The sequence below is a fragment of the Paenibacillus sp. H1-7 genome, from assembly GCF_022354825.1.
Classification (GTDB): domain Bacteria; phylum Bacillota; class Bacilli; order Paenibacillales; family NBRC-103111; genus Paenibacillus_S.
Genome location: NZ_CP031168.1, coordinates 3214050 through 3232947, shown reverse-complemented (window position 1 = coordinate 3232947; position 18898 = coordinate 3214050). Strand labels below are relative to the sequence as shown.

At 52.1% G+C, this 18898-nt stretch carries 20 protein-coding genes and 1 riboswitch; all 20 genes read right to left on the bottom strand.

Annotated elements, in window-relative coordinates:
• Positions 1-189: 189 nt before the first annotated feature.
• Positions 190-723: a thiol-disulfide oxidoreductase ResA gene (gene resA / locus DVH26_RS14320; protein ID WP_239634355.1), complete on the bottom strand. Its 534-nt coding sequence runs from the start codon at positions 721-723 to the stop codon at positions 190-192.
• 66 nt (positions 724-789) lie between these two features.
• On the bottom strand, positions 790-1536 hold the full coding sequence (locus DVH26_RS14315) for a pseudouridine synthase (protein WP_239634354.1): 747 nt from the start codon (positions 1534-1536) through the stop codon (positions 790-792).
• 21 nt (positions 1537-1557) lie between these two features.
• Positions 1558-1899 carry a peptidoglycan recognition protein family protein gene (locus DVH26_RS14310; RefSeq protein ID WP_239634353.1) on the bottom strand — a complete coding sequence of 114 codons (342 nt, stop codon included), beginning with the start codon at positions 1897-1899 and terminating at the stop codon, positions 1558-1560.
• Between the two features lie 59 nt (positions 1900-1958).
• Positions 1959-2492, bottom strand: coding sequence for a spore maturation protein (locus DVH26_RS14305; RefSeq protein WP_239634352.1), 534 nt, complete (start codon positions 2490-2492; stop codon positions 1959-1961).
• A 6-nt stretch (positions 2493-2498) separates the two neighbouring features.
• On the bottom strand, positions 2499-3119 hold the full coding sequence (locus DVH26_RS14300; RefSeq protein WP_239634351.1) for a nucleoside recognition domain-containing protein: 621 nt from the start codon (positions 3117-3119) through the stop codon (positions 2499-2501).
• Positions 3120-3151: 32 nt separating this feature from the next.
• Complete coding sequence (locus DVH26_RS14295; protein WP_481857593.1) at positions 3152-4327, bottom strand: D-alanyl-D-alanine carboxypeptidase family protein; 1176 nt, start codon at positions 4325-4327, stop codon at positions 3152-3154.
• Between the two features lie 296 nt (positions 4328-4623).
• Positions 4624-5304 (bottom strand): SOS response-associated peptidase, encoded by a 681-nt coding sequence (locus DVH26_RS14290; RefSeq protein WP_239634350.1) that lies wholly within the window; start codon positions 5302-5304, stop codon positions 4624-4626.
• A 27-nt stretch (positions 5305-5331) separates the two neighbouring features.
• The gene (locus DVH26_RS14285; protein ID WP_239634349.1) at positions 5332-6417 is read right to left on the bottom strand and encodes an HD-GYP domain-containing protein; all 1086 of its coding nucleotides are present in this window, start codon (positions 6415-6417) and stop codon (positions 5332-5334) included.
• A gap of 142 nt (positions 6418-6559) precedes the next feature.
• Positions 6560-7039: a GerW family sporulation protein gene (gene ytfJ / locus DVH26_RS14280; protein WP_239634348.1), complete on the bottom strand. Its 480-nt coding sequence runs from the start codon at positions 7037-7039 to the stop codon at positions 6560-6562.
• A 133-nt stretch (positions 7040-7172) separates the two neighbouring features.
• Positions 7173-7850: a DUF2953 domain-containing protein gene (locus DVH26_RS14275; RefSeq protein WP_239634347.1), complete on the bottom strand. Its 678-nt coding sequence runs from the start codon at positions 7848-7850 to the stop codon at positions 7173-7175.
• 139 nt (positions 7851-7989) lie between these two features.
• The gene (gene scpB, locus DVH26_RS14270; RefSeq protein ID WP_239634346.1) at positions 7990-8613 is read right to left on the bottom strand and encodes an SMC-Scp complex subunit ScpB; all 624 of its coding nucleotides are present in this window, start codon (positions 8611-8613) and stop codon (positions 7990-7992) included.
• Complete coding sequence (locus DVH26_RS14265; RefSeq protein WP_239634345.1) at positions 8582-9373, bottom strand: segregation and condensation protein A; 792 nt, start codon at positions 9371-9373, stop codon at positions 8582-8584. Before DVH26_RS14265 ends, scpB begins: the two co-directional genes overlap by 32 nt.
• 125 nt (positions 9374-9498) lie before the next feature.
• The gene (gene ribH / locus DVH26_RS14260) at positions 9499-9966 is read right to left on the bottom strand and encodes a 6,7-dimethyl-8-ribityllumazine synthase (protein WP_239634344.1); all 468 of its coding nucleotides are present in this window, start codon (positions 9964-9966) and stop codon (positions 9499-9501) included.
• 137 nt (positions 9967-10103) lie between these two features.
• Positions 10104-11312 (bottom strand): bifunctional 3,4-dihydroxy-2-butanone-4-phosphate synthase/GTP cyclohydrolase II, encoded by a 1209-nt coding sequence (locus DVH26_RS14255; RefSeq protein WP_239634343.1) that lies wholly within the window; start codon positions 11310-11312, stop codon positions 10104-10106.
• 35 nt (positions 11313-11347) lie between these two features.
• The gene (gene ribE / locus DVH26_RS14250) at positions 11348-12016 is read right to left on the bottom strand and encodes a riboflavin synthase (protein WP_239634342.1); all 669 of its coding nucleotides are present in this window, start codon (positions 12014-12016) and stop codon (positions 11348-11350) included.
• A gap of 4 nt (positions 12017-12020) precedes the next feature.
• Positions 12021-13130, bottom strand: a complete 1110-nt coding sequence (gene ribD / locus DVH26_RS14245; RefSeq protein ID WP_239634341.1) for a bifunctional diaminohydroxyphosphoribosylaminopyrimidine deaminase/5-amino-6-(5-phosphoribosylamino)uracil reductase RibD — start codon at positions 13128-13130, stop codon at positions 12021-12023.
• 369 nt (positions 13131-13499) lie between these two features.
• A riboswitch (FMN riboswitch) is annotated at positions 13500-13651 on the bottom strand.
• Between the two features lie 107 nt (positions 13652-13758).
• Entirely contained in the window at positions 13759-14865 is a 1107-nt protein-coding gene (locus DVH26_RS14240) for a phosphodiester glycosidase family protein (protein WP_239634340.1), read from the bottom strand.
• A gap of 183 nt (positions 14866-15048) precedes the next feature.
• The gene (locus tag DVH26_RS14235) at positions 15049-15480 is read right to left on the bottom strand and encodes a peptidylprolyl isomerase (RefSeq protein ID WP_239634339.1); all 432 of its coding nucleotides are present in this window, start codon (positions 15478-15480) and stop codon (positions 15049-15051) included.
• 142 nt (positions 15481-15622) lie between these two features.
• Positions 15623-16954, bottom strand: coding sequence for a diaminopimelate decarboxylase (gene lysA / locus DVH26_RS14230; RefSeq protein ID WP_239634338.1), 1332 nt, complete (start codon positions 16952-16954; stop codon positions 15623-15625).
• Between the two features lie 93 nt (positions 16955-17047).
• Positions 17048-18883, bottom strand: a complete 1836-nt coding sequence (locus tag DVH26_RS14225) for a spore germination protein (protein ID WP_239635365.1) — start codon at positions 18881-18883, stop codon at positions 17048-17050.
• Positions 18884-18898 lie beyond the last annotated feature (15 nt).

Genomic DNA, 18898 nt, shown 5'->3' with positions numbered 1-18898 from the left:
TGAAACATCCGATTGGAAAAGGAAGCGCCTCCGGCCGACATTGAAAATGGGTAATTTAATATGGATGTCTCCGGCAATTACCCATTTTCAAAGGCGGCAAGCAAACGAACTCGCTCCGCAGAGCCAGCGCGTTTGCTTTCCCGGCACTGTTCTCCTTAAGCTGCCAGCCGTTGCGGGACAAGCCGGCGTTTATTTGCCGCTTGCTCCCTGGATGGAAGCCATAGTCTGCTCAATGAACGCTTCATCCATTTCCCCGATCCGAATCTTGGCTATCTTGCCCTCCGGGTCAATAAAAAACGTCGTTGGATATTGCATGACGCCATACCGCTTACGCACTTCTTCCTTATCGTCCAGCAGGATCGGGAAATTAATCTTATACTGATCAACGAAGCTTTGAACGGTAATTTTGCTTTCACCCAAATTCAATGCCAGAAACTCCGCGTTCTGCTTGTTCAGCTTGTCGTACTGGTGCTGAATTGCCGGCATCTCGTCTTTACAGGGTGGACAGAAGGTTCCCCAGAAGTTTACCATAACCGTCTTTCCCTTATACTCGGATAGCTGATGCTGCTTGCCGTCCAGGCCGACGAGGGTGAAATCCGGAGCTTTGGAGCCTTCGACAGGCTTCTTGTCTGTCGCATACAAATTGTTGATCAGGGTCAGCGCCCCGATTACAATGACCACCGTAAAAATAGCCAGCTGTACCCAACGTTTATTTTTTCCCATTGTTCCCCACCTCAAACGATCTCTAGTCGAGTCTATCCTCATTATAGCGAAATTTACCGCATACGCTTATTTCCCTTTTTGAATTTTATGTGTCTTGAGAGCGCTATCGGTGAGTTCCTTCACTTCCTGCGGCTTCAAAAACCGGTATTTGCCCCGAGGCACTCCCGTTAACGGAATATGGCCGAATTGTACGCGCCTGAGCTTGATCACGGGAAATTGAATGGCGTCGAACATTCTTCTTACTTGACGGTTGCGCCCTTCATAAATCGTAATCGTTACGATAGTTTCATTAGTTTCCTCTTTAACATCGTAATATTCCACTTCGGCAGGAGCCGTCATGCCGTCCTCCAGCTCGATCCCGTCTCTCAGCTTGTCCAGCAGGGAGCCGTGGGGCACGCCTTTGACCGTAGCATGATATGTACGAGGAACGTGATGCTTAGGGTGCGTCAACAGGTTCGCAAACTCCCCGTCATTCGTAAGCAGCAGCAGCCCTTCCGTATCGTAATCCAATCTTCCGATCGGATAGATCCGTTCTTTGATATCCTTCATATAATCCGTTACGATTTTTCTGCCTGCCGGGTCGGACGCGCTCGTAATAACCCCTTTCGGCTTATTGAACAGCACATATACTTTTTTCTGCTGCCGGATTACCTTTCCGTCAACCTGAATAACATCCTTCTGAGCGTCGACCTTAACCCCTAATTCGGTTACCACTTTATCGTTCACCTGCACGCGGCCTGCGGTGATCAATTCTTCACATTTTCTCCGGGAGGCCACTCCCGCTTCTGCCAACACTTTTTGTAATCGTTCCATTGGACTCTCTTCACCTCAACCCTAATGATACCTATCCTCAGGTGAAATCACAAGCTGAGACCAAGGAAAAAGCGGACCTGGACACGAAATATCGTGCGGAAACAGATCATCCGGCTCGAACCGGTACACTTCCGCAAGGCGAATGATCAATTTATTCAATACGAAAAACTGCTCTTGCTCGGCTGGCGTCAAATGGGTGCGGGGCGCGGAGAAGTTTCCCTCCACGCAAATATGAATGTAAAGGGGATCGGTCTTGTCAGAGGATGGAATGATGGAACCGTCTCGGGTTATAAAATAATCGTAGCCCTTGCCGTTAATCGAGGAACAGGCGGAGTGATGAATGATAATTCCGTAATACTGCACACAGCTCACCTCTGCTTTGTCTGGCTGGTACAGTATATGTGCGGAGAAAAACAGGGGTTCTAGGCAAATACCAAATAACAGATGACGATGGAGGCAATGAAGCCGACCGCATCGGAAATCAGTCCTACCTTTAGAGCGTAGCTGGCTTTGCGGATGCCGATAGCTCCGAAATAAACGGTAATCACGTACATCGTCGTGTCCGTACTGCCCTGGATGGTCGAGGCGATTCGTCCGATCATCGAATCCGGACCGAATTGCTGCATTAAGTCGGTGGTAAAAGCAAGCGAGCCCGCACCGGTGATAGGTCGCAGAATGGCCAAAGGCAGCACCTCGCTCGGAATGCCGAGCATGGCGCATAACGGGCGGATCCAGCCGATCATCAGCTCCATGGCTCCGGACGCGCGGAACACGCTGATGGCTACCATCATGCCGACCAGGTGCGGAATAATCCGGATCGCGGTATCGAAGCCGTCCTTAGCCCCGTCTACGAACGATTCGTAGACGGGAACCTTGCGGTAAGCGGCAAACAAAGGGATGAACACGATGATCACCGGAATGGCCCATGCGGAGATTAAACTGACGAACGAGTACAAGTCGGATCATCCTTTCCCTTTCGGATTGACAGGAGGCCTTCCCGTAATAAACCGGCTCTTGCGCCGGTACCATTTATCGACCAGAATGGCAGCGAGCGTGGAGATCGCCGTGGCCATCAGCGTCGTACCGACGATTTCCGCCGGATTGACCGAATTGTAGTTCATTCGGATGGCAATCAGCGTCGTCGGGATCAGCGTTATGCTGGCCGTGTTCAAGGCAAGCAGCGTGCACATCGCAGGACTCGCCACATCCTTGTCGGGATTCAGCAGCTGCAGCTCCTGCATCGCTTTAATTCCCATCGGAGTAGCTGCATTGCCGAGTCCCAATATGTTGGCGCTCATATTGGACATGATGTAGCCCAGAGCGGGGTGATCCTTAGGGACGCTCGGGAATAAGAAGCGTACAATGGGCCCGAGCAGCACAGCCAGCTTCTGCAGCAATCCGGCGTCTTCGGCAATACGCATCATTCCGAGCCAGAACACCATCACGCTGATCAGCCCGAAGCAGACGGTAACGCCGCTCTTGGCCCCGTCAAAAGCCGCTTGGGTTACTACCTCGATGTTCCCTTGAAAGGCTGCGACGGCAAAGCCGGCAACGATGAAGAACAGCCAGATCAGATTGACCATAAACCGAGCCCCTTTCTTTCTAGTTCATGAACTTATACAGATCGGCCGGTGAACAGGACGCGAACCAGGAACTGGATCGTATACAGCCATTTATCGGCAAAGCCCACTACCGGTTTATCGGACTGGTTGAACGTAAAAGCCGGCCGCTCGGGCAGCTTCAGCCGCGGGCTTCCTTTGGTATACACAGGAATGCTGCCTATAGGCTTGCCGCTTAAGCTAAGCTGAAGCTTTCCGGCCTCTCCTAGTCTATTGTTGATGGAATTCGCGGCGTTCAGCTGTACTTTGGAAGTGAACTGCCCTTTCTCGGAATCCAGCACCGGATACATAAAGGTAGTGCCCGCTACGTACTCCGTGCCTTCCACGGGGTCTCCCTTGCCGATCACCTTCTGAAGAGGGTAATTTTGGAACCCGTAATCGAGCAGCTTGGCATGATCAGCCCAATCGTCGCCGTCGTTTAAAGTGACCACGGCCAACTGCTGTCCGTTGCGGGTTGCCGAGGAGACGAGGCACCGCTTTGCCGTCTTCGTATAGCCTGTTTTAACGCCGTCGGCACCATCGTACATGTTCAGCATCTTATTTTTGTTCAGCCACGTATAATCCCATGGATCGTTAGGATTGGGGGCTTTTTTCACCTTTGTTTTGACAATTTCCTGGAACACCGGATTATGAAGCGCATAAGCGGCAAGCTTTGCCATATCGTTCGCTGTAGACAAGTGGCCGTCGGCATCGAGGCCGTGAGGGTTTTTGAAGGTCGTTCGCTCCATGCCGATCATGCGCGCCTTTTCGTTCATCATGTAAGCGAAGCCCTCGACAGTGCCCCCCACATGCTCTGCAATCGCCGTTGCAGCGTCGTTGCCCGAGCGCAGCATCATCCCGTACAGCAAGTTATTCAAGCTCATTTCCTCATCCAGCTTCAAGTAGATCGAGGAGCCTTCCTTGCCGAACGCGTTTTTGCTCACTCTGACCATATCCGACAGGTTGCCGTGCTCGATAGCAACTATAGCCGTCATGATCTTGGTCAAGCTGGCGATCCGCATCGGCTTGTCTCCCTGCTTGCTGTACAATATCCGTCCTGAGGTCACATCAATCAATGCGGCCGTTTCCGCATTCGTACTAACCGACGGCGGAGCAGCTTGTACCGTAAACGGCCAAATCAGCACGGCAGCAGACAATATTCCCGCCATACAAAATGAAACCCATCTTTTCATGTGGCTATCGTTCCTCCTACACCGTTATACACTCGGCGAGAACATGGCACGCTTCTCAACCGCATTCTGCCATCTTGTACATGTATATGCTTATCCACCTAGGTTATGTCCAATGTCTGATTGAGAAAGGACTCATTCGGCCGAATGCGCCGGCAGCACAAAATAACCCCACAAAGCGGAACTTTGGCTTCGAAGTCAATCAGATACTTTGCGGAGAGCCCCTATTTTATAAATTCTATATATGCAAAAAAACCTGTACGGCAGCTAAGTGCCATACAGGTTTTATGTAAGCTTTGTTACCAAAGCGCTTGTAAAGGCTCGATACAATCCGCCTCGTCGTACCGGGAATTGCCTACTTTCCGGTCGACTTCATACGCCCTCATTTGCTCCTCGGGAAAGGTTTGCAGCAAAGGGATCAGCTTTTTGGCTTCTGTCACGGACCGGTCCAGCCAAAGGCTCTCCGCTTCGCGAGGCAAAATGACGGGCATCCGGTTATGAACTTCGGCCACAAGCGGATTCGGTTCCGTAGTAATGATCGTACAGGTATGCAGCTTCCCGCCGTCCGGCTGAATCCACGTATCGTACAGAGCGGCCATTCCGAACAACGACTGGTCTTTCATGATAAAGCGGACCGGCTGCTTGACATTTCCGGATTTTTTCCATTCGTAAAAGCCGTCGGCTGGAATGAGGCATCTTTTCCGGGTTAACAGCTGCTGAAAAGAAGGCTTCTCGGCAACGGTTTCCGCACGCAGATTGATCGGCTGCGCTCCGCCTTTCTCCTCCTTGGACCAATGCGGCACAAGCCCCCATCTAAGCTCGCCTATGCGGCGTTGATCCGCAGCTTCACTGCCGATGATGGCTGGAATCCATTGACCCGGGGCGATGTTGTATCGGGGACTGTATTGAAAAGAGTTGCCCAGCATAAAGTGCAGCATCAGCTCTTCCATCGTAACGGTAACCGTGTATCGTCCGCACATGGCTTTCCCCCATCTCCCTTCTCCAACTCATTCGTCCACGCGGTTTATAAACAGCGTCAGCTTCTCCGATAAATCAATCTCGTAAGGCTGTGACAATCTCTCTTTGGCTTCGTTCTCCAAAATCCGGATTACCGGACGCTGAGGAACCGCCGGATTAATTCGCACCACTACGCCCCGCTCCCCGGTACTGAGCTCTACCGAAAGCCCCAAAGGGTAAATCGCGACATTATCCCGGAACAAGGCCACCTTCTTATGATCATAGAGCGTTCCGACGCCGGCGAACAAAATCTCCATAGCCTGATGCGGCAGCATCGCCAACCGGTGTGGCCTGTGAGTCGTCATGGCATCGTAGCTGTCGACGATGGCGATCCATTTGGCGTAATCGTGAATCTCATTGCCGCTGATGCCGCGAGGATAGCCGGAGCCATCCAACCGTTCGTGATGCTGAAACGCGCAGTGCGCGGCAAGCAGCGGAATGTTGGGCTCGTCCTTCAATAGTTTAAAGCCGTGCTCGGCGTGCTTCTGTACCTCGGCTAGCTCTGCAGGAGATAATGGCCCCGGCTTCTTGATGATGTCCGGATTGATCTTGGTCTTGCCAATATCGTGGAGCAGCGCCCCAAGAGAAAGTGTCGTCAATTCATCACGGCCATATCCATGAGCCATCCCGAGCATCGTCGCATAAATGCACACGTTCAACGAATGCTGGTACAAGTAGTTATTCAGCACGTTCATGTTCATTAGCATGATCATCGTGTCTTCCCGGGAATCCAGATCATCCATAATCATTTTGATAACGTTGTTAAAGGCTTTGCCCATGTAGGGGCTTTTGGAAAATTTCGCTTTACTGCTGCCTTCCATCACGATACGGAAGTTGCTTCTTATTTCAGCGAGTGCTTTGACCCGGGTCTCATCGGAAATCGGATCTTCTACTACTATATCGTCCGTCGCTTCATCCTCGACATAAACAAAATCGATACCCAGATTCTGAAGCCGATTGAGCAGCCCTTGAGTCAGCTCCACATGCTCGTTCAGCAGGATGATGCCGTCCTCATTAAAGATGCACTTGCCGAGCCTCATACCTGGAATGCAAGATCGCGTTGGCAATAACCGCACAAAAAAACCTCTTTCACTTCATGCTTTTAGCTTAAATATAAAAGAAACTATTTCAAAGAGCAACGAATTTTTGGACAAGTAACGTAAGAAAGCCGCCCACGAATGAGCAGCTTCTCTAACCTGATTATTCCATCCTACCCTATTAAACGATAAAATTCTGGTTCTCGATGTTGTTGGTAACATGAGTTCCGTTTTCGGCTGTGTTAACACCTGTCTTCGAATTCTTCATCATGCTTTGGATCCGGTCAACAACAGTTGGCGCCGAATCGATCAATCGCTCCAGCAAATGCGTTTGATTGTCAAGAGGTACGATCTTCACTCCATGCTTGCCTACAACCAAGAAAGCAATCGGAGTAATCGAAACGCCGCCGCCGCTGCCGCCGCCAAACGGAAGTGAAACATGAGCGTTCATGGAATCGTTGCGGCTCGTTCCGTTGCCGGAATCATCGGATACAAACTCGCTGCCCCCGGCCGCAAAACCAAAGCCTACCTTAGATATCGGCATAATGACGCTGCCGTCAGGCGTTTCAACCGGATCGCCGACAATGGTATTGACATCGACCATTTCTTTTATATTTTCCATTGCGACTTTCATTAAGCCTTCGATTGGATGTGATGACATTTGATCTCCTCCGTTTCTGCTGAACACTTATACAAAAGGATTCCGTTTGCACCTATAGCATATCCCGAAGCGGGAGAGGGTATGTACGGTAATATCTATCCAGCCGGGCAGTTCCCGTTTGCGAAGAAACGGGTCAGGAGGTTTTGAACAACACGCTTCTCCAGCGCTTCAAGCCGCCTTTAACCTTCAAAATGCGGAACAGCAATTGAATGCCGGCCATGATTACATACCATACCCGTATTTTCAGAAAAACCTGAATTTCCGAGGCAAAGGCTACTGCGTTGTATTGAGGAACAACTTGAATAGCCGGTTTGGTTTCAAGCTGTATGAACCGGAACAAGAAGCCTAACAGCGATGATTTCAGGCCCCATATCATGCCTGTCGTCATGGCGGTTTCCGCGGCGTCGCCAATCCCAACATTCGTCTTCCAATAAAACCCCGTGCAGCGCACACGGCTTAATGTATCCCTGAGCCAGGTGTTAAAATGAAAGCAATTAGCCAATAATACTTGGGCATTTTCAAAAGCAGTTTTTATTTTTTCGCTTGTAAGCCGATCCTTCGTATCCTGCTGGAGCTGTTGATCGGCTTTATTCACAACTTCCTTTTTAAATCCCACTCCGTCATTGACATTCATGAACTTGATAACGGGAATCGTCAACCGCCGCTTTACCAAGCCGTACATCGTATGAAGATCAACGGTAATATCGTCATCCTGCTGTCTCCGAATTACGGAAAACCGGCATTGAATGCTGCTGGCGGCAAGCAGGAATACTAGGACAACCACCGCACCGACAATCCAGGGCCAACTCATGCTTAACCTCCCCGCAACACATGACCGAACTTTCGAGAAGCACAAAAAACTCCTCATGCGGAAGCACCCGCTTCCTCTCATTCAGGAGTTAGTATAGCCCTGTATTGGTAAAACATTCGCTGCTTGGGGCCAATCCGGATTATTCCAAGTCGGATACGTCGTCGAACGTCATCTGCTGATCATCGATTTGCTTCGCGTCCAGCTTATCGAACAGCAGCCTTGTCTCTTCTTCCAGATTATCGTCGTTTTGGAACAGCGAGGTTTCCGGAAGCTCGTCGATGCTGCTTAACGCAAAATAATCAAGGAATGCTTTGGTCGTCCCGTACAAAATAGGTCTTCCCGGCGCATCCGCGCGGTCCACCTCTTGGATCAAGTCTTTGGCAACCAGCGTCTGCAATGCTCTTTCCGCCTTGACGCCGCGGATTTCTTCAATCTCCACTCTCGTAATCGGCTGCTTATAGGCGACAATCGCGAGTGTTTCCAGTGCCGCTTGGGATAGCGAGGAACGAGTGGGCGAATAGGCTAACCGTTCAAAATACGGCGCATGCGCGGGAAGCGTCGTAAGCTGATATGCCCCCGCCATCTCCACAATCTGCAGCCCCCTCTGGTCACGCTGCAAATCAGCTTGCAAATCCAACACCAGTTCCTTGACGAAATCAGTATGCTGCTCCATCACTTCAGCCAGCTGCTTGGCATCCAGACCCTCGTCCCCTGCCACGAACAGCAAGCCTTCAATAACTGATTTCATCTGTTGAAAATCCATCGGTCTTTCCTTCCTCTCTTGCCTGAATCACTATATCTTCAAACAACCGGTGCTGATAGCAGACGATTGCTTTTACTTTCATCAATTCGAGCAGGGCCAAGAACGTCGTTACAATGCCTTCCTTCGTCGTATCGTTATCAATGAGCTTGGAAAACAGCACTTTGCCGCCAATCTCCTCCAGCAGCTGAACGACTTCCTTCATCCGGTCTTTTACGGATATTTCATCCTTGCGGATTTTGGCAACCATATTGCGGCTCGCCATCCGGCGCAGCGCTTTTTGAAAAGCGTATACAAGATCGGCTACATGAAGCCCTTTCACCGGGTTTTCCACCACATTGCTAACATATGGCGTCAAGTCTTCGGGCTCGCGGGTATAAATAAGACTGCGTTCCGTCTCCTTGTCCCGAAGATGGTCCGCAATCGCCTTGTACTTCCGGTATTCGATCAGCTTGGCAACGAGCTCCGCCCGCGGGTCATAATCTTCATCCATCATGTAATCGTCGTATTCAAAATCCTCGATAATAGGAGGCTTAGGCAGCAGCATCTTGCTCTTAATCGACAAGAGCGTAGCGGCCATGACCAGGAACTCGCTTGTAATCTCAAGCTCCAGCTCCTGCATCGCATCCAGGTATTCCATATATTGATCCGTTATTTCTTTAATCGGAATATTATAAATGTCGATTTCGGATTTATCGATTAAGTGAAGAAGCAAATCAAGGGGGCCTTCAAACGTATCTAACTTGTATGTAACCTTCTCCAAGTAAAGCTTCCCCCTAAAAAATCTGGATAATTTGGCGCGCTGCGAAGACCGATAGCATTCGAAGCGAAATATTTTTCGCGAAAAAATGACAGCATTTGCAGCGCTACCTAATTATCCATTGTAAGTTAGGAAAGCTGTTTGGTCAAATTCGCCATCTCGATAGCGGTAGTCGCCGCTTCCCAGCCTTTGTTGCCGGCTTTCGTGCCAGCGCGTTCCACAGCCTGCTCGATCGAATCCGTCGTCAATACGCCGAAGATTGTCGGTATCCCTGTTTTCAGACTGATGGCTGCTACGCCCTTAGCCGCTTCGTTGCACACGTAATCGAAATGAGGCGTTGAACCGCGGATGACCGCTCCCAGTGTAATGACGGCATCGTACTTGCCGCTCTCCGCCAATTTTTGTGCGATAAGCGAAATTTCAAACGCTCCGGGTACCCAGGCGATTTCGATTTCATCCTCTTGAACCCCGTGACGCTTCAATGCGTCCAAAGCGCCGCCAAGCAGCTTGCTCGTAATAAATTCATTGAAACGGCCTACCACGATGCCGTATTTCAGTCCGGTTGATACTAAATGTCCTTCGTATACTTTCGCCATGTCTTGTCAACATCCTTCCAAGGTATCGTATATTTTTTTGTCGGGAAGCCTTCAGAGCTTCGTACCTTCAAAATGCTATCGGCATCGGATCTGAAGAAGTCCCGGAGCAAGCGTAATGTTAGGCATTGGCCCGCCGTTTAAAAACGCAGCATATGGCCGAGCTTTTCCTGCTTTGTGTGCAAATAGTTCGAGTTCGATTCGTTCTCTTCCATTTGAATCGGCACGCGCTCGACGACTTCCAGGCCGTAGCCCTCGAGTCCCTTAATTTTGCGCGGATTGTTTGTGAGCAGCCGAATTTTTTTGATGCCCAAATCCTTGAGAATTTGCGCACCGATGCCGTAATCCCGCAAATCCGGGGCAAAGCCGAGCTTCAAGTTGGCGTCGACCGTATCCAGCCCCTGCTCCTGCAGCACGTAAGCCTTCAGCTTGTTAATCAGCCCGATGCCGCGGCCTTCCTGACGCATGTAAAGCAGAACGCCGGAGCCCTCCTCGTCGATTTGCTTCAGAGCCGCCTCCAGCTGAGGCCCGCAGTCGCAGCGGTGAGAGTGGAACACGTCGCCGGTCAAGCATTCGGAATGAACTCTTACGAGTGTCGGAGCCGAATCGCTGATCTTGCCTTTTACAATGGCGACATGCTCCTTCTGATCGACGACATTGGAGTAGGCAATCGCTTTAAAAACGCCGAAATCGGTTGGCAGATTGGCTTCCACCTCGCGCTGGACCAGCTTCTCCTTATGATTGCGGTATTGAATCAGATCCTTGATCGTAATGATCTTCATATCATGCTTGCGGCTGAACTCCAGCAATTCGGGTACGCGTGCCATTTCGCCGTCTTCCTTGATGACTTCGCAAATCACCGCCGCGGGATAGGAGCCGCACAATTGAGCCAAATCGACGCCTGCTTCGGTATGTCCCGCTCTTCTAAGTACTCCGCCTTTCTTGGCAATAAGAGGGAAAATATGTCCTGGACGCCGGAAGCTTTGCGGCTTCGTCGCCGAATCGATCAAAGCTTGAACCGTGCGGGAACGCTCCGATGCGGAAATCCCTGTTGTCGTCTCGGCATAATCAACCGATACGGTAAACGCGGTCCCGTGATAGTCTGTATTCCGGTTCACCATCGGCGGCAGATCAAGCTCCTGGGCTCTTTCCTCCGTAATGGGCACGCAGACAAGTCCGCGGCCTTCCTTAATCATGAAATTAATCACTTCCGGCGTTGCTTTCTCAGCAAGAGCAATAAAATCGCCTTCATTCTCGCGATCCTCGTCATCAACAACAATGACGATTTTTCCCAGCATCAAGTCGTAGATGGCTTCCTCAATAGTATGGAATGGACTCAGTTCACTCATATCCCGTCCCTGCCTTTCTATATCTGATTGGTCTATTAAATAAATCCGTTCTCCGCCAAAAATGCCTCCGTCAGACTTCCCTGCTTGCCGGAAGCTCCGCCGGATTCGCCCTCTCTCGACAGAAGCAGCTTCTCAATATATTTGCCCAGCACATCCGCCTCCAAGTTCACTTCATCCCCGGGCTTCTTATGCTGCAATACCGTTTGCGCCAGCGTATGAGGAATAATGGATACCGTGGCATGCTGCTTCGTCACTTGAACCAGCGTCAAACTGATGCCGTCGATCGTAATAGACCCGTGCGGGATCATATATTTTAATATGCCCGGATCGGCAGGCTCCACTTGAAACACAACCGCATTCGCCTCAGGGGTTCTGGACGTGATGATCCCGGTGGAATCGACGTGTCCCTGCACAATGTGGCCTCCGAACCGTCCTCCGGCTAGCATGGCTCTTTCCAGATTGACGGCATCCCCGATATGGAGTCTCTCCAATGTCGTCCTGCGGAACGTCTCCGGCATCACATCGACCGTAATCGACGATTCATCATATTGAACTACCGTCAAGCAGACGCCGTTTACGGAAATGCTGTCTCCCAGATGCACGTCCTCCAGTATTTTTTTGCAGCCGATAGTTAGTACCATGGCTTGTCCCTGCCTGGTCATTCGGCGCATCGTGCCTATTTCCTCAATAATGCCTGTAAACACTCCATTACACCCCGCTTCCGTAATCAGGATAACCGGCTATACATACATCGTCTCCGAATTGAGACACCTTTACCCGCTCCAGCCGAATCGCGTCGTTCATCCGCTCGAACCCGGCGAATTGGAAGTTCGACGGCGCTTCGGCGCCTCCAATAATTTTGGGAGCGTAGAACAACAGCACCTTGTCGATAAGCTGCTGCTCCAGCATCGCTCCGTTCAATGCGCCTCCGCCTTCCAGCAAAATAGTGGCGATATCGCGCTCTCCCAACCGGCGCATCGCCTCTTGCAGACCCACCCGGCTCCCCTCGCCGCAGGCCAGCACCGTCACCCCTGCTTGCTCCAGCTCCGCTCTCTTGGCCGGATTAGCATCCGCCGTTGTAAGCACAACGGTCTCTGCGGACCGGTCGCGAACGACTTGGGCGGTAAGCGGGATACGGAGCGCGGAATCGGCAATGATCCGGATCGGATTTTGCGCAGGCACGTCCAGGCGCGTCGTCAGCAGCGGATCGTCGGCCAATACGGTTCCGACTCCAACCATGATCGCCTGGTTCCGGTGGCGCAGCGTATGAACGAAAGCCCGCGAGTCGGCATTCGTGATCCATTTGCTGTCCCCGGTTTTGGAGGCGATTTTGCCGTCCAGCGTGCTGGCCGTCTTCAGCGTAACAAATGGCCGCCGCGTCATAATGAATTTGTTGAACGCTTCGTTCAACCGGCGGGATTCCTCTGCGAGCAGCCCGACGCTCACTTCAATGCCGTGCGCTCGCAGCCGTTCTACGCCAGCTCCGGCAACCAGCGGGTTCGGGTCCGTTGTAGCGACAACCACCCGCTTCACCTTCTCCTTGATGAGCCGGTCGCTGCAAGGAGGCGTCTTGCCGAAGTGGCTGCACGGCTCGAGTGTAACGTAAGCCGTACAGCCGACGGCTTCCTCGCCGGCCATCTGCAGCGCATGAATTTCCGCGTGCGGAGTCCCCCGCTTCAAATGCGCGCCCATGCCAACGATTCGGCCGTCCTTGACGAGCACGCAGCCTACGGCGGGATTGATGCCGGTTTGTCCTGCGGCTCCTTCGGCCAGCTGCAAGGCAAGCTTCATGTAAAATTCATCGTTCAACAGCTCCACGCGTTACCTCTCCTTTTGCTTAACCTCTCCAAGGCAACAAAAAAAGCCCGCTTTTTCCTCGCAGAAAAAGGGGCGTGTTTGATAGGTATACGAAAAAAACGCAAATACAAAGCATGTTCGTCCGAAGTGACCGAAATCCGCAATACTGAACAGACTCAACAAAACCAAAGAGTAATCCCCTTAGCGGATACGTCAAATAAACGTCTCCCCGCCGAGCGCTTCCCGAGTCACTGCATCGCATTGTACGGAATGTCCCAGCTCAACTCCATCCGGACTCTCTTCCTGCATGCCAGTTAGAAATCGTTACTTAAGCACGCTGAAAAAACGTCCGTATAGGCAATAACAGCCATGACGACAAGCACGTTCGCATTTTTCCTTCTCCCATCCAGACTATACTGTCGGTCTCGGAGTTACACCGAGTCAGCCGCCTGCATCAAGCTGCAGCGCGGGTCACGGACTGAGCGGAGCCTTCGCTCCCCATCACCGCCGGTGGGGAATTGCACCCCGCCCCGAAGGAAATATGGCGCCAGTTATACAACTGACGTTTGTGTGAATGATATCACCATCAAATGCAAAATGCAAGGCTTTTCTTGCTCTTCGCCTGCAGACCATGCTTACAGCGGGCTGTCTACTGGGACGCGAACGGTTTGTAAGAGCTGTTGAAATGCTCCATGTCGATGTTTTCCCAGATATTCTTCACTGCGACTTTCTCCGGTTGGCTGAACACGAGAAACGCCGTCGGCAAGTAGCGCATTCCATAGCTGCTGGAAGGCTTATTGACGACTTGATTGTCCTTGACCAGGACGGAGGAGGAGCCCCCGTCCAGATTCGCTGCGGTTACCGCGCCTCTTTCCAGCAGCAGGTTTTGCACATCATACAGCGTCGCTCCGATAGAGTATCCCGGCTGCCGTCCGTCAATTACGACGAACATAATTGTCCCGTCCTGCTTCTGCGCCATGCTCGTCCGCGGAGCGATGCCCCAGCCGTCGGCCGCATTGCGGATCAAGCCTTTGCCGTTGACGATAAACTTCGGCTGGAACGTCACCGCTTCGTTGACTCCCATCTTGATCAGCTCGGACGGCTTGTACCGGCCCGCCACCATCAATCCGTTCCTGTCGATCCCTACGACATTGACCGGATCCTCCATCCCGCCGTCGCTGTAGAGCAGCTTGCCTCCGGACATGACCACGCCGGCAGGCTTGAATCCGTTCCCGTCCCAGTTCGGATCATCGAAGGCTCCGCCATTCACGCCGGCAATGGCTCCCGTCCGCTGCACCATGCTTAATATTTGCTCCCCTTGCCCGACAATCCCGGTAGTAACCACCCGGATCATCTTGGGGTCATGAACGTATAAAATATGCCCTTTGAAATTTTTGCCTTCAATTTGCTCAACTTCTACTTCCTTGTCCCTGCTGTGCGTAAGATCGATATTGTTCTGATCTTTAATCTCCGCCATTTCGTTAAACCGTTTATCGTAATCCGCGACCCTGCGGTTCAGCTCCTCGTCGCCAATCAAGTATCGGGCCCAGCTGCGGTGCTGGGTCGTTATCAGCGTGTCCGCCATCATGTAGCGTAAGGTCGAGCCGGACTCCATCCCAAAAAACCAGACGGCAAATCCGGAGGACAAGCCGAGCAATACAATAAAGCTGTACAGAAGTCCCCGTCCGCGGCGCTTGCGCACCCGTTTCCTGATGTTCCGCGGCTGAGGAACGGATAATTCATGATTGCTTTCCAACGATATTCCCTACTTTCAATCTAGTAATCTAGCTGCAAACAATCCTAATAACAACAATACCATGAAAAAAACGTGAAAATGAACTGGTAATGTAATGAAATGCCTTAGGAGCGCACAAAAAAGCCGAGTACCCTTTATCGAAAGAGCACTCGGCTTCCTCATTGTTTACCTCTGAAATGGAAATTAAACCTCAACCACTCGAACCGTTTCCATACGGTCTCTGCCTTTGAATTCGTCAACGAGCTCCATTCCGGAAGCCACTTTCCCGAATACGGTATGCTGGCCGTCCAGATGCGGCTGCGGCTGATAGCAGATGTAGAATTGGCTGCCGCCAGTGTTGCGTCCTGCATGCGCCATAGCCAATGTGCCGCGCTCATGCTTGTTCGGATTGATTTCGCAGTTGATTTGGTAGCCCGGGCCGCCTGTGCCTGTTCCTTGCGGACATCCGCCTTGCGCTACGAAGCCTGGAATGACGCGATGGAATACGAGACCGTCGTAGAAGCCTTCGTTAGCCAATTTTTCGAAGTTAGCTACGGTGTTAGGCGCGTCTTTGTCGAACAAGTCGATGACTACTTCGCCGCCGTTTGCAAGTTTAATTTGAGCTTGTTTTGCCATGATATGTACACTCCTTTTATCGGTCAATGCTTCTTATTGTACTATATCGCACCTTGGTTCACAAGGAACTGTGCCTCCTGGAAAAAATCCGGCTCACGCTAAGCCGTGGCCGGATTCATGGACGATCGGTATACCGTAACGATCAGACGGTTTTGGAAACCTGCTTCAATCGGGTCGGAATGACATCATTGCCTACGATATTGTCGAACGACTCCCGCTGCACGACCACGTCGGCCTCGCCGTCCTTGACGAACACAACCGCCGGTCTGCGGATTCGGTTGTAATTGCTTGCCATGGCATAGTTGTACGCTCCTGTGCAGGAAACCGCCAGCACGTCGCCGCTGTTCACCTTAGGCAAATTCACGTCCCAGATCAGCATGTCGCCGCTCTCGCAGCATTTGCCGGCTATGGACACGAGCTCTTCCTCCGCTTCAGAAGCCCGGTTGGCGAGCAGCGCTTCATAGCGGGATTCGTACAACGCCGGACGCGGATTATCCGACATTCCGCCGTCTACCGCCACGTACTTGCGGACGCCCGGAATATCTTTGTACGTTCCGACCGTATACAGCGTCGTACCGGATTCGCCTACAATGCTGCGGCCCGGCTCCACCCAAATTTCCGGAGTCGGATAGCTGTATTTGCCGAAATTCGTTTTGACCGAATTGGTAATGGCCTCTACATACTTCGCCACCGGCAATGGCGTATCTCCGTCCACATAGCGGATTCCGAAGCCTCCGCCCAGGTTGACGACCGAGAAGACGACGTTCAATTCGTCTCTCACTTTTGCCGCGAAGGCTACGACTTTGTCAACGGCCAACTGGAAGCCTTCCACTTCAAAAATTTGCGAGCCGATGTGCGAATGAACGCCCAGCAGTTCGATGTTCGGAAGCTGAACGGCTTCCTGCACGGCGCGGTAAGCCGAACCGTTATCAAGATCCAGGCCGAATTTGGAATCGATCTGGCCTGTGGAAATGTATTCGTGTGTATGAGCTTCAACGCCTGGAGTCAATCGGAATAAAATATTGACCTTTTGACGCTTTTCTCCGGCGATAGCATTGAGCAAATGAAGCTCTACCATATTATCGACGACAAAACAGCCGATCTTCGCATCGATCGCCATCTCAATCTCCTGCGGCGATTTGTTGTTGCCATGGAAATGAATGCGGTCGGCAGGGAATCCTGCCTGAAGCGCCGTATACAGCTCGCCGTCGGACACGACGTCCAGCGAAAGCCCTTCTTCTTCGGCCAAACGGCACATGGCCATAACGCAAAATGCTTTGCTAGCATAGGCGACCTGGAATTTCAAGCCGGAAGCGCGAAACGCGCTTACGTATTCGGAGGAGCGCCGGCGAATCAACGCTTCGTCCATGACATAGAGCGGAGTTCCAAAACGTTCTACCAGCTCCGTCGTGTCGCAGCCGCCGATTTCAAGATGCCCTTTATCGTTAATTTTACTTGTTCCATGTAAGTACATTGTCCGCTTCCCTCTTCCCCCTGAACATTACTACTAAATTACCATAATCCGAGGCAGGCTGACAACAACAATCAGCCTTGAGGAGCGGCCTCATTATTTCGGCTGACGTGAGTTGTCGGTCGGCTGTGTCAGGCTCATACGGTTTTTCCTGGCCAGAAACGGGCGCCGGAGCAGGATCTCGGTTAACGCCTTGACATTAAACGGGATGAACGGCCACATGTAAGGCGCATTGTACGAGCGTCTTGTGGACAAATACAGCGCGAGCGCGGTGCAGCCGATGACCAGCCCCGGAATTTTGAAGACGGCTGTCAATATGAGCAGCGCGAGCCGGGCTAAACGGTTGGCCAAGCTCAGCTCGTAGCTCGGAGTGGCGAAGGTGCCGACAGCGGCAATGGCCAAGTATAGGATGACCTCGTTGACGAATAAGCCGGTCTTGACCGCTACGTCTCCTACCAGGATGGCGGCGACCAAGCCCATCGCCGTCGCCAGCGGTGAAGGCGTATGAACCGCCGCCATCCGCATTAGATCGATACCCAGCTCCGCTACCAGAAACTGTACGAGTAGTGGAAGCTTGCCGCTTTTCTGCGGACCCAGAAATTCGAAGCCGGCTGGCTTCAGCTCGGGCGAGGTTACGAGCAGAAACCATAAGGGCAGCAAAAAGAGCGACGCGGCAATGCCGATGAACCGTACCCATCTTAGATACGTGCCCACTGCAGGAGTTTGTCTGTACTCCTCCGCATGCTGCACATGATGGAAGAACGTCGTAGGCAGGATGATGACACTCGGAGACGTGTCGACGAATACCGCTACATGTCCTTCCAGCAAATGGACCGAGACGATATCCGGCCGCTCCGAATAGCGGACCATAGGATATGGATTCCACCCTCTTCCGACTATCGCTTCCTCCAATTGCTTCTCGGCCAACGGCAGGCCGTCCACCTCGACCTGCTGAATTTTATCGCGAATGGACTCCACCAAATGCGGATCGCAAATATCGTCGATGTACGCCATGCAGATGTCGGTATGCGTTCTTCTTCCCGCGCGCAGCATCTCGAGCTTCAGCTTCGGATCTCGGATGCGGCGTCTCAGCAAAGTAACGTTCGTGAGCAGCGTCTCGACGAAGCCGTCCCTCGCCCCCCGGACGACGCGCTCCAAATCCGGCTCCTCGGTGGACCGGACCGGGAAGCTTTTGGCATCAACCACAATTGCCGACGTAGCTCCCTCGAAGAAGAAGCAGGAAGCGCCCATCGATACATTATCGATCACTTCGCTCAGCTTGTCCGTCTGCTTGACCTGAATGTGCGGAATGATCGCATCCATAAACAGCTGCACCGTAGCATGCCCTTTGCCGCCCTGCTCTTGATGGTCGATAGGAGATTCGGTAGTATCTCCCTTGATCTGCCGTTCTCCGATCTCCGCATCGGACAGCCTGTCCAGGATCATGGTAAGCACCGTGTCCTTGGCGAAGCCGTTATAATAAAAGATACCGGTTTTGTGACCGCCGAACACCATTTCGCGGAACACGACATCGAAGCTTTGATTCAGACCGACTTGTTTTTCCAGCAGCTTCTTCAGCGCCTCAAAATCGTCCGGAATATGGTCCTCTTTGTTCCTTGTATTGTTCTGGTTTTGGTCTTCAGATGCAGCACGAGCGCTGCGGCGCCCCTCATCCTTATGCTTCACAACGCGTGCCGGTCTAGGCTCCCGGCTCCGCTCATCAGCAGCATCATCGCGCTTGGCTTCGACACTCCCCTGATCTTCCTCGGGGTGCTTTTTGAAGCGTGCCGCTATCGATTCCTCCCTATCCTCATCGGCATCGTCACGCTTTGATTCCTTAAGCTCACGCTCCTCCTCACGCTCCCCCTCAAGCTCATCCCGCTCTTGCCCGGGAACCGCCTCGATCTCGGATTCCGGGACGTGCCAATCCATGGGCGAGGACAATAT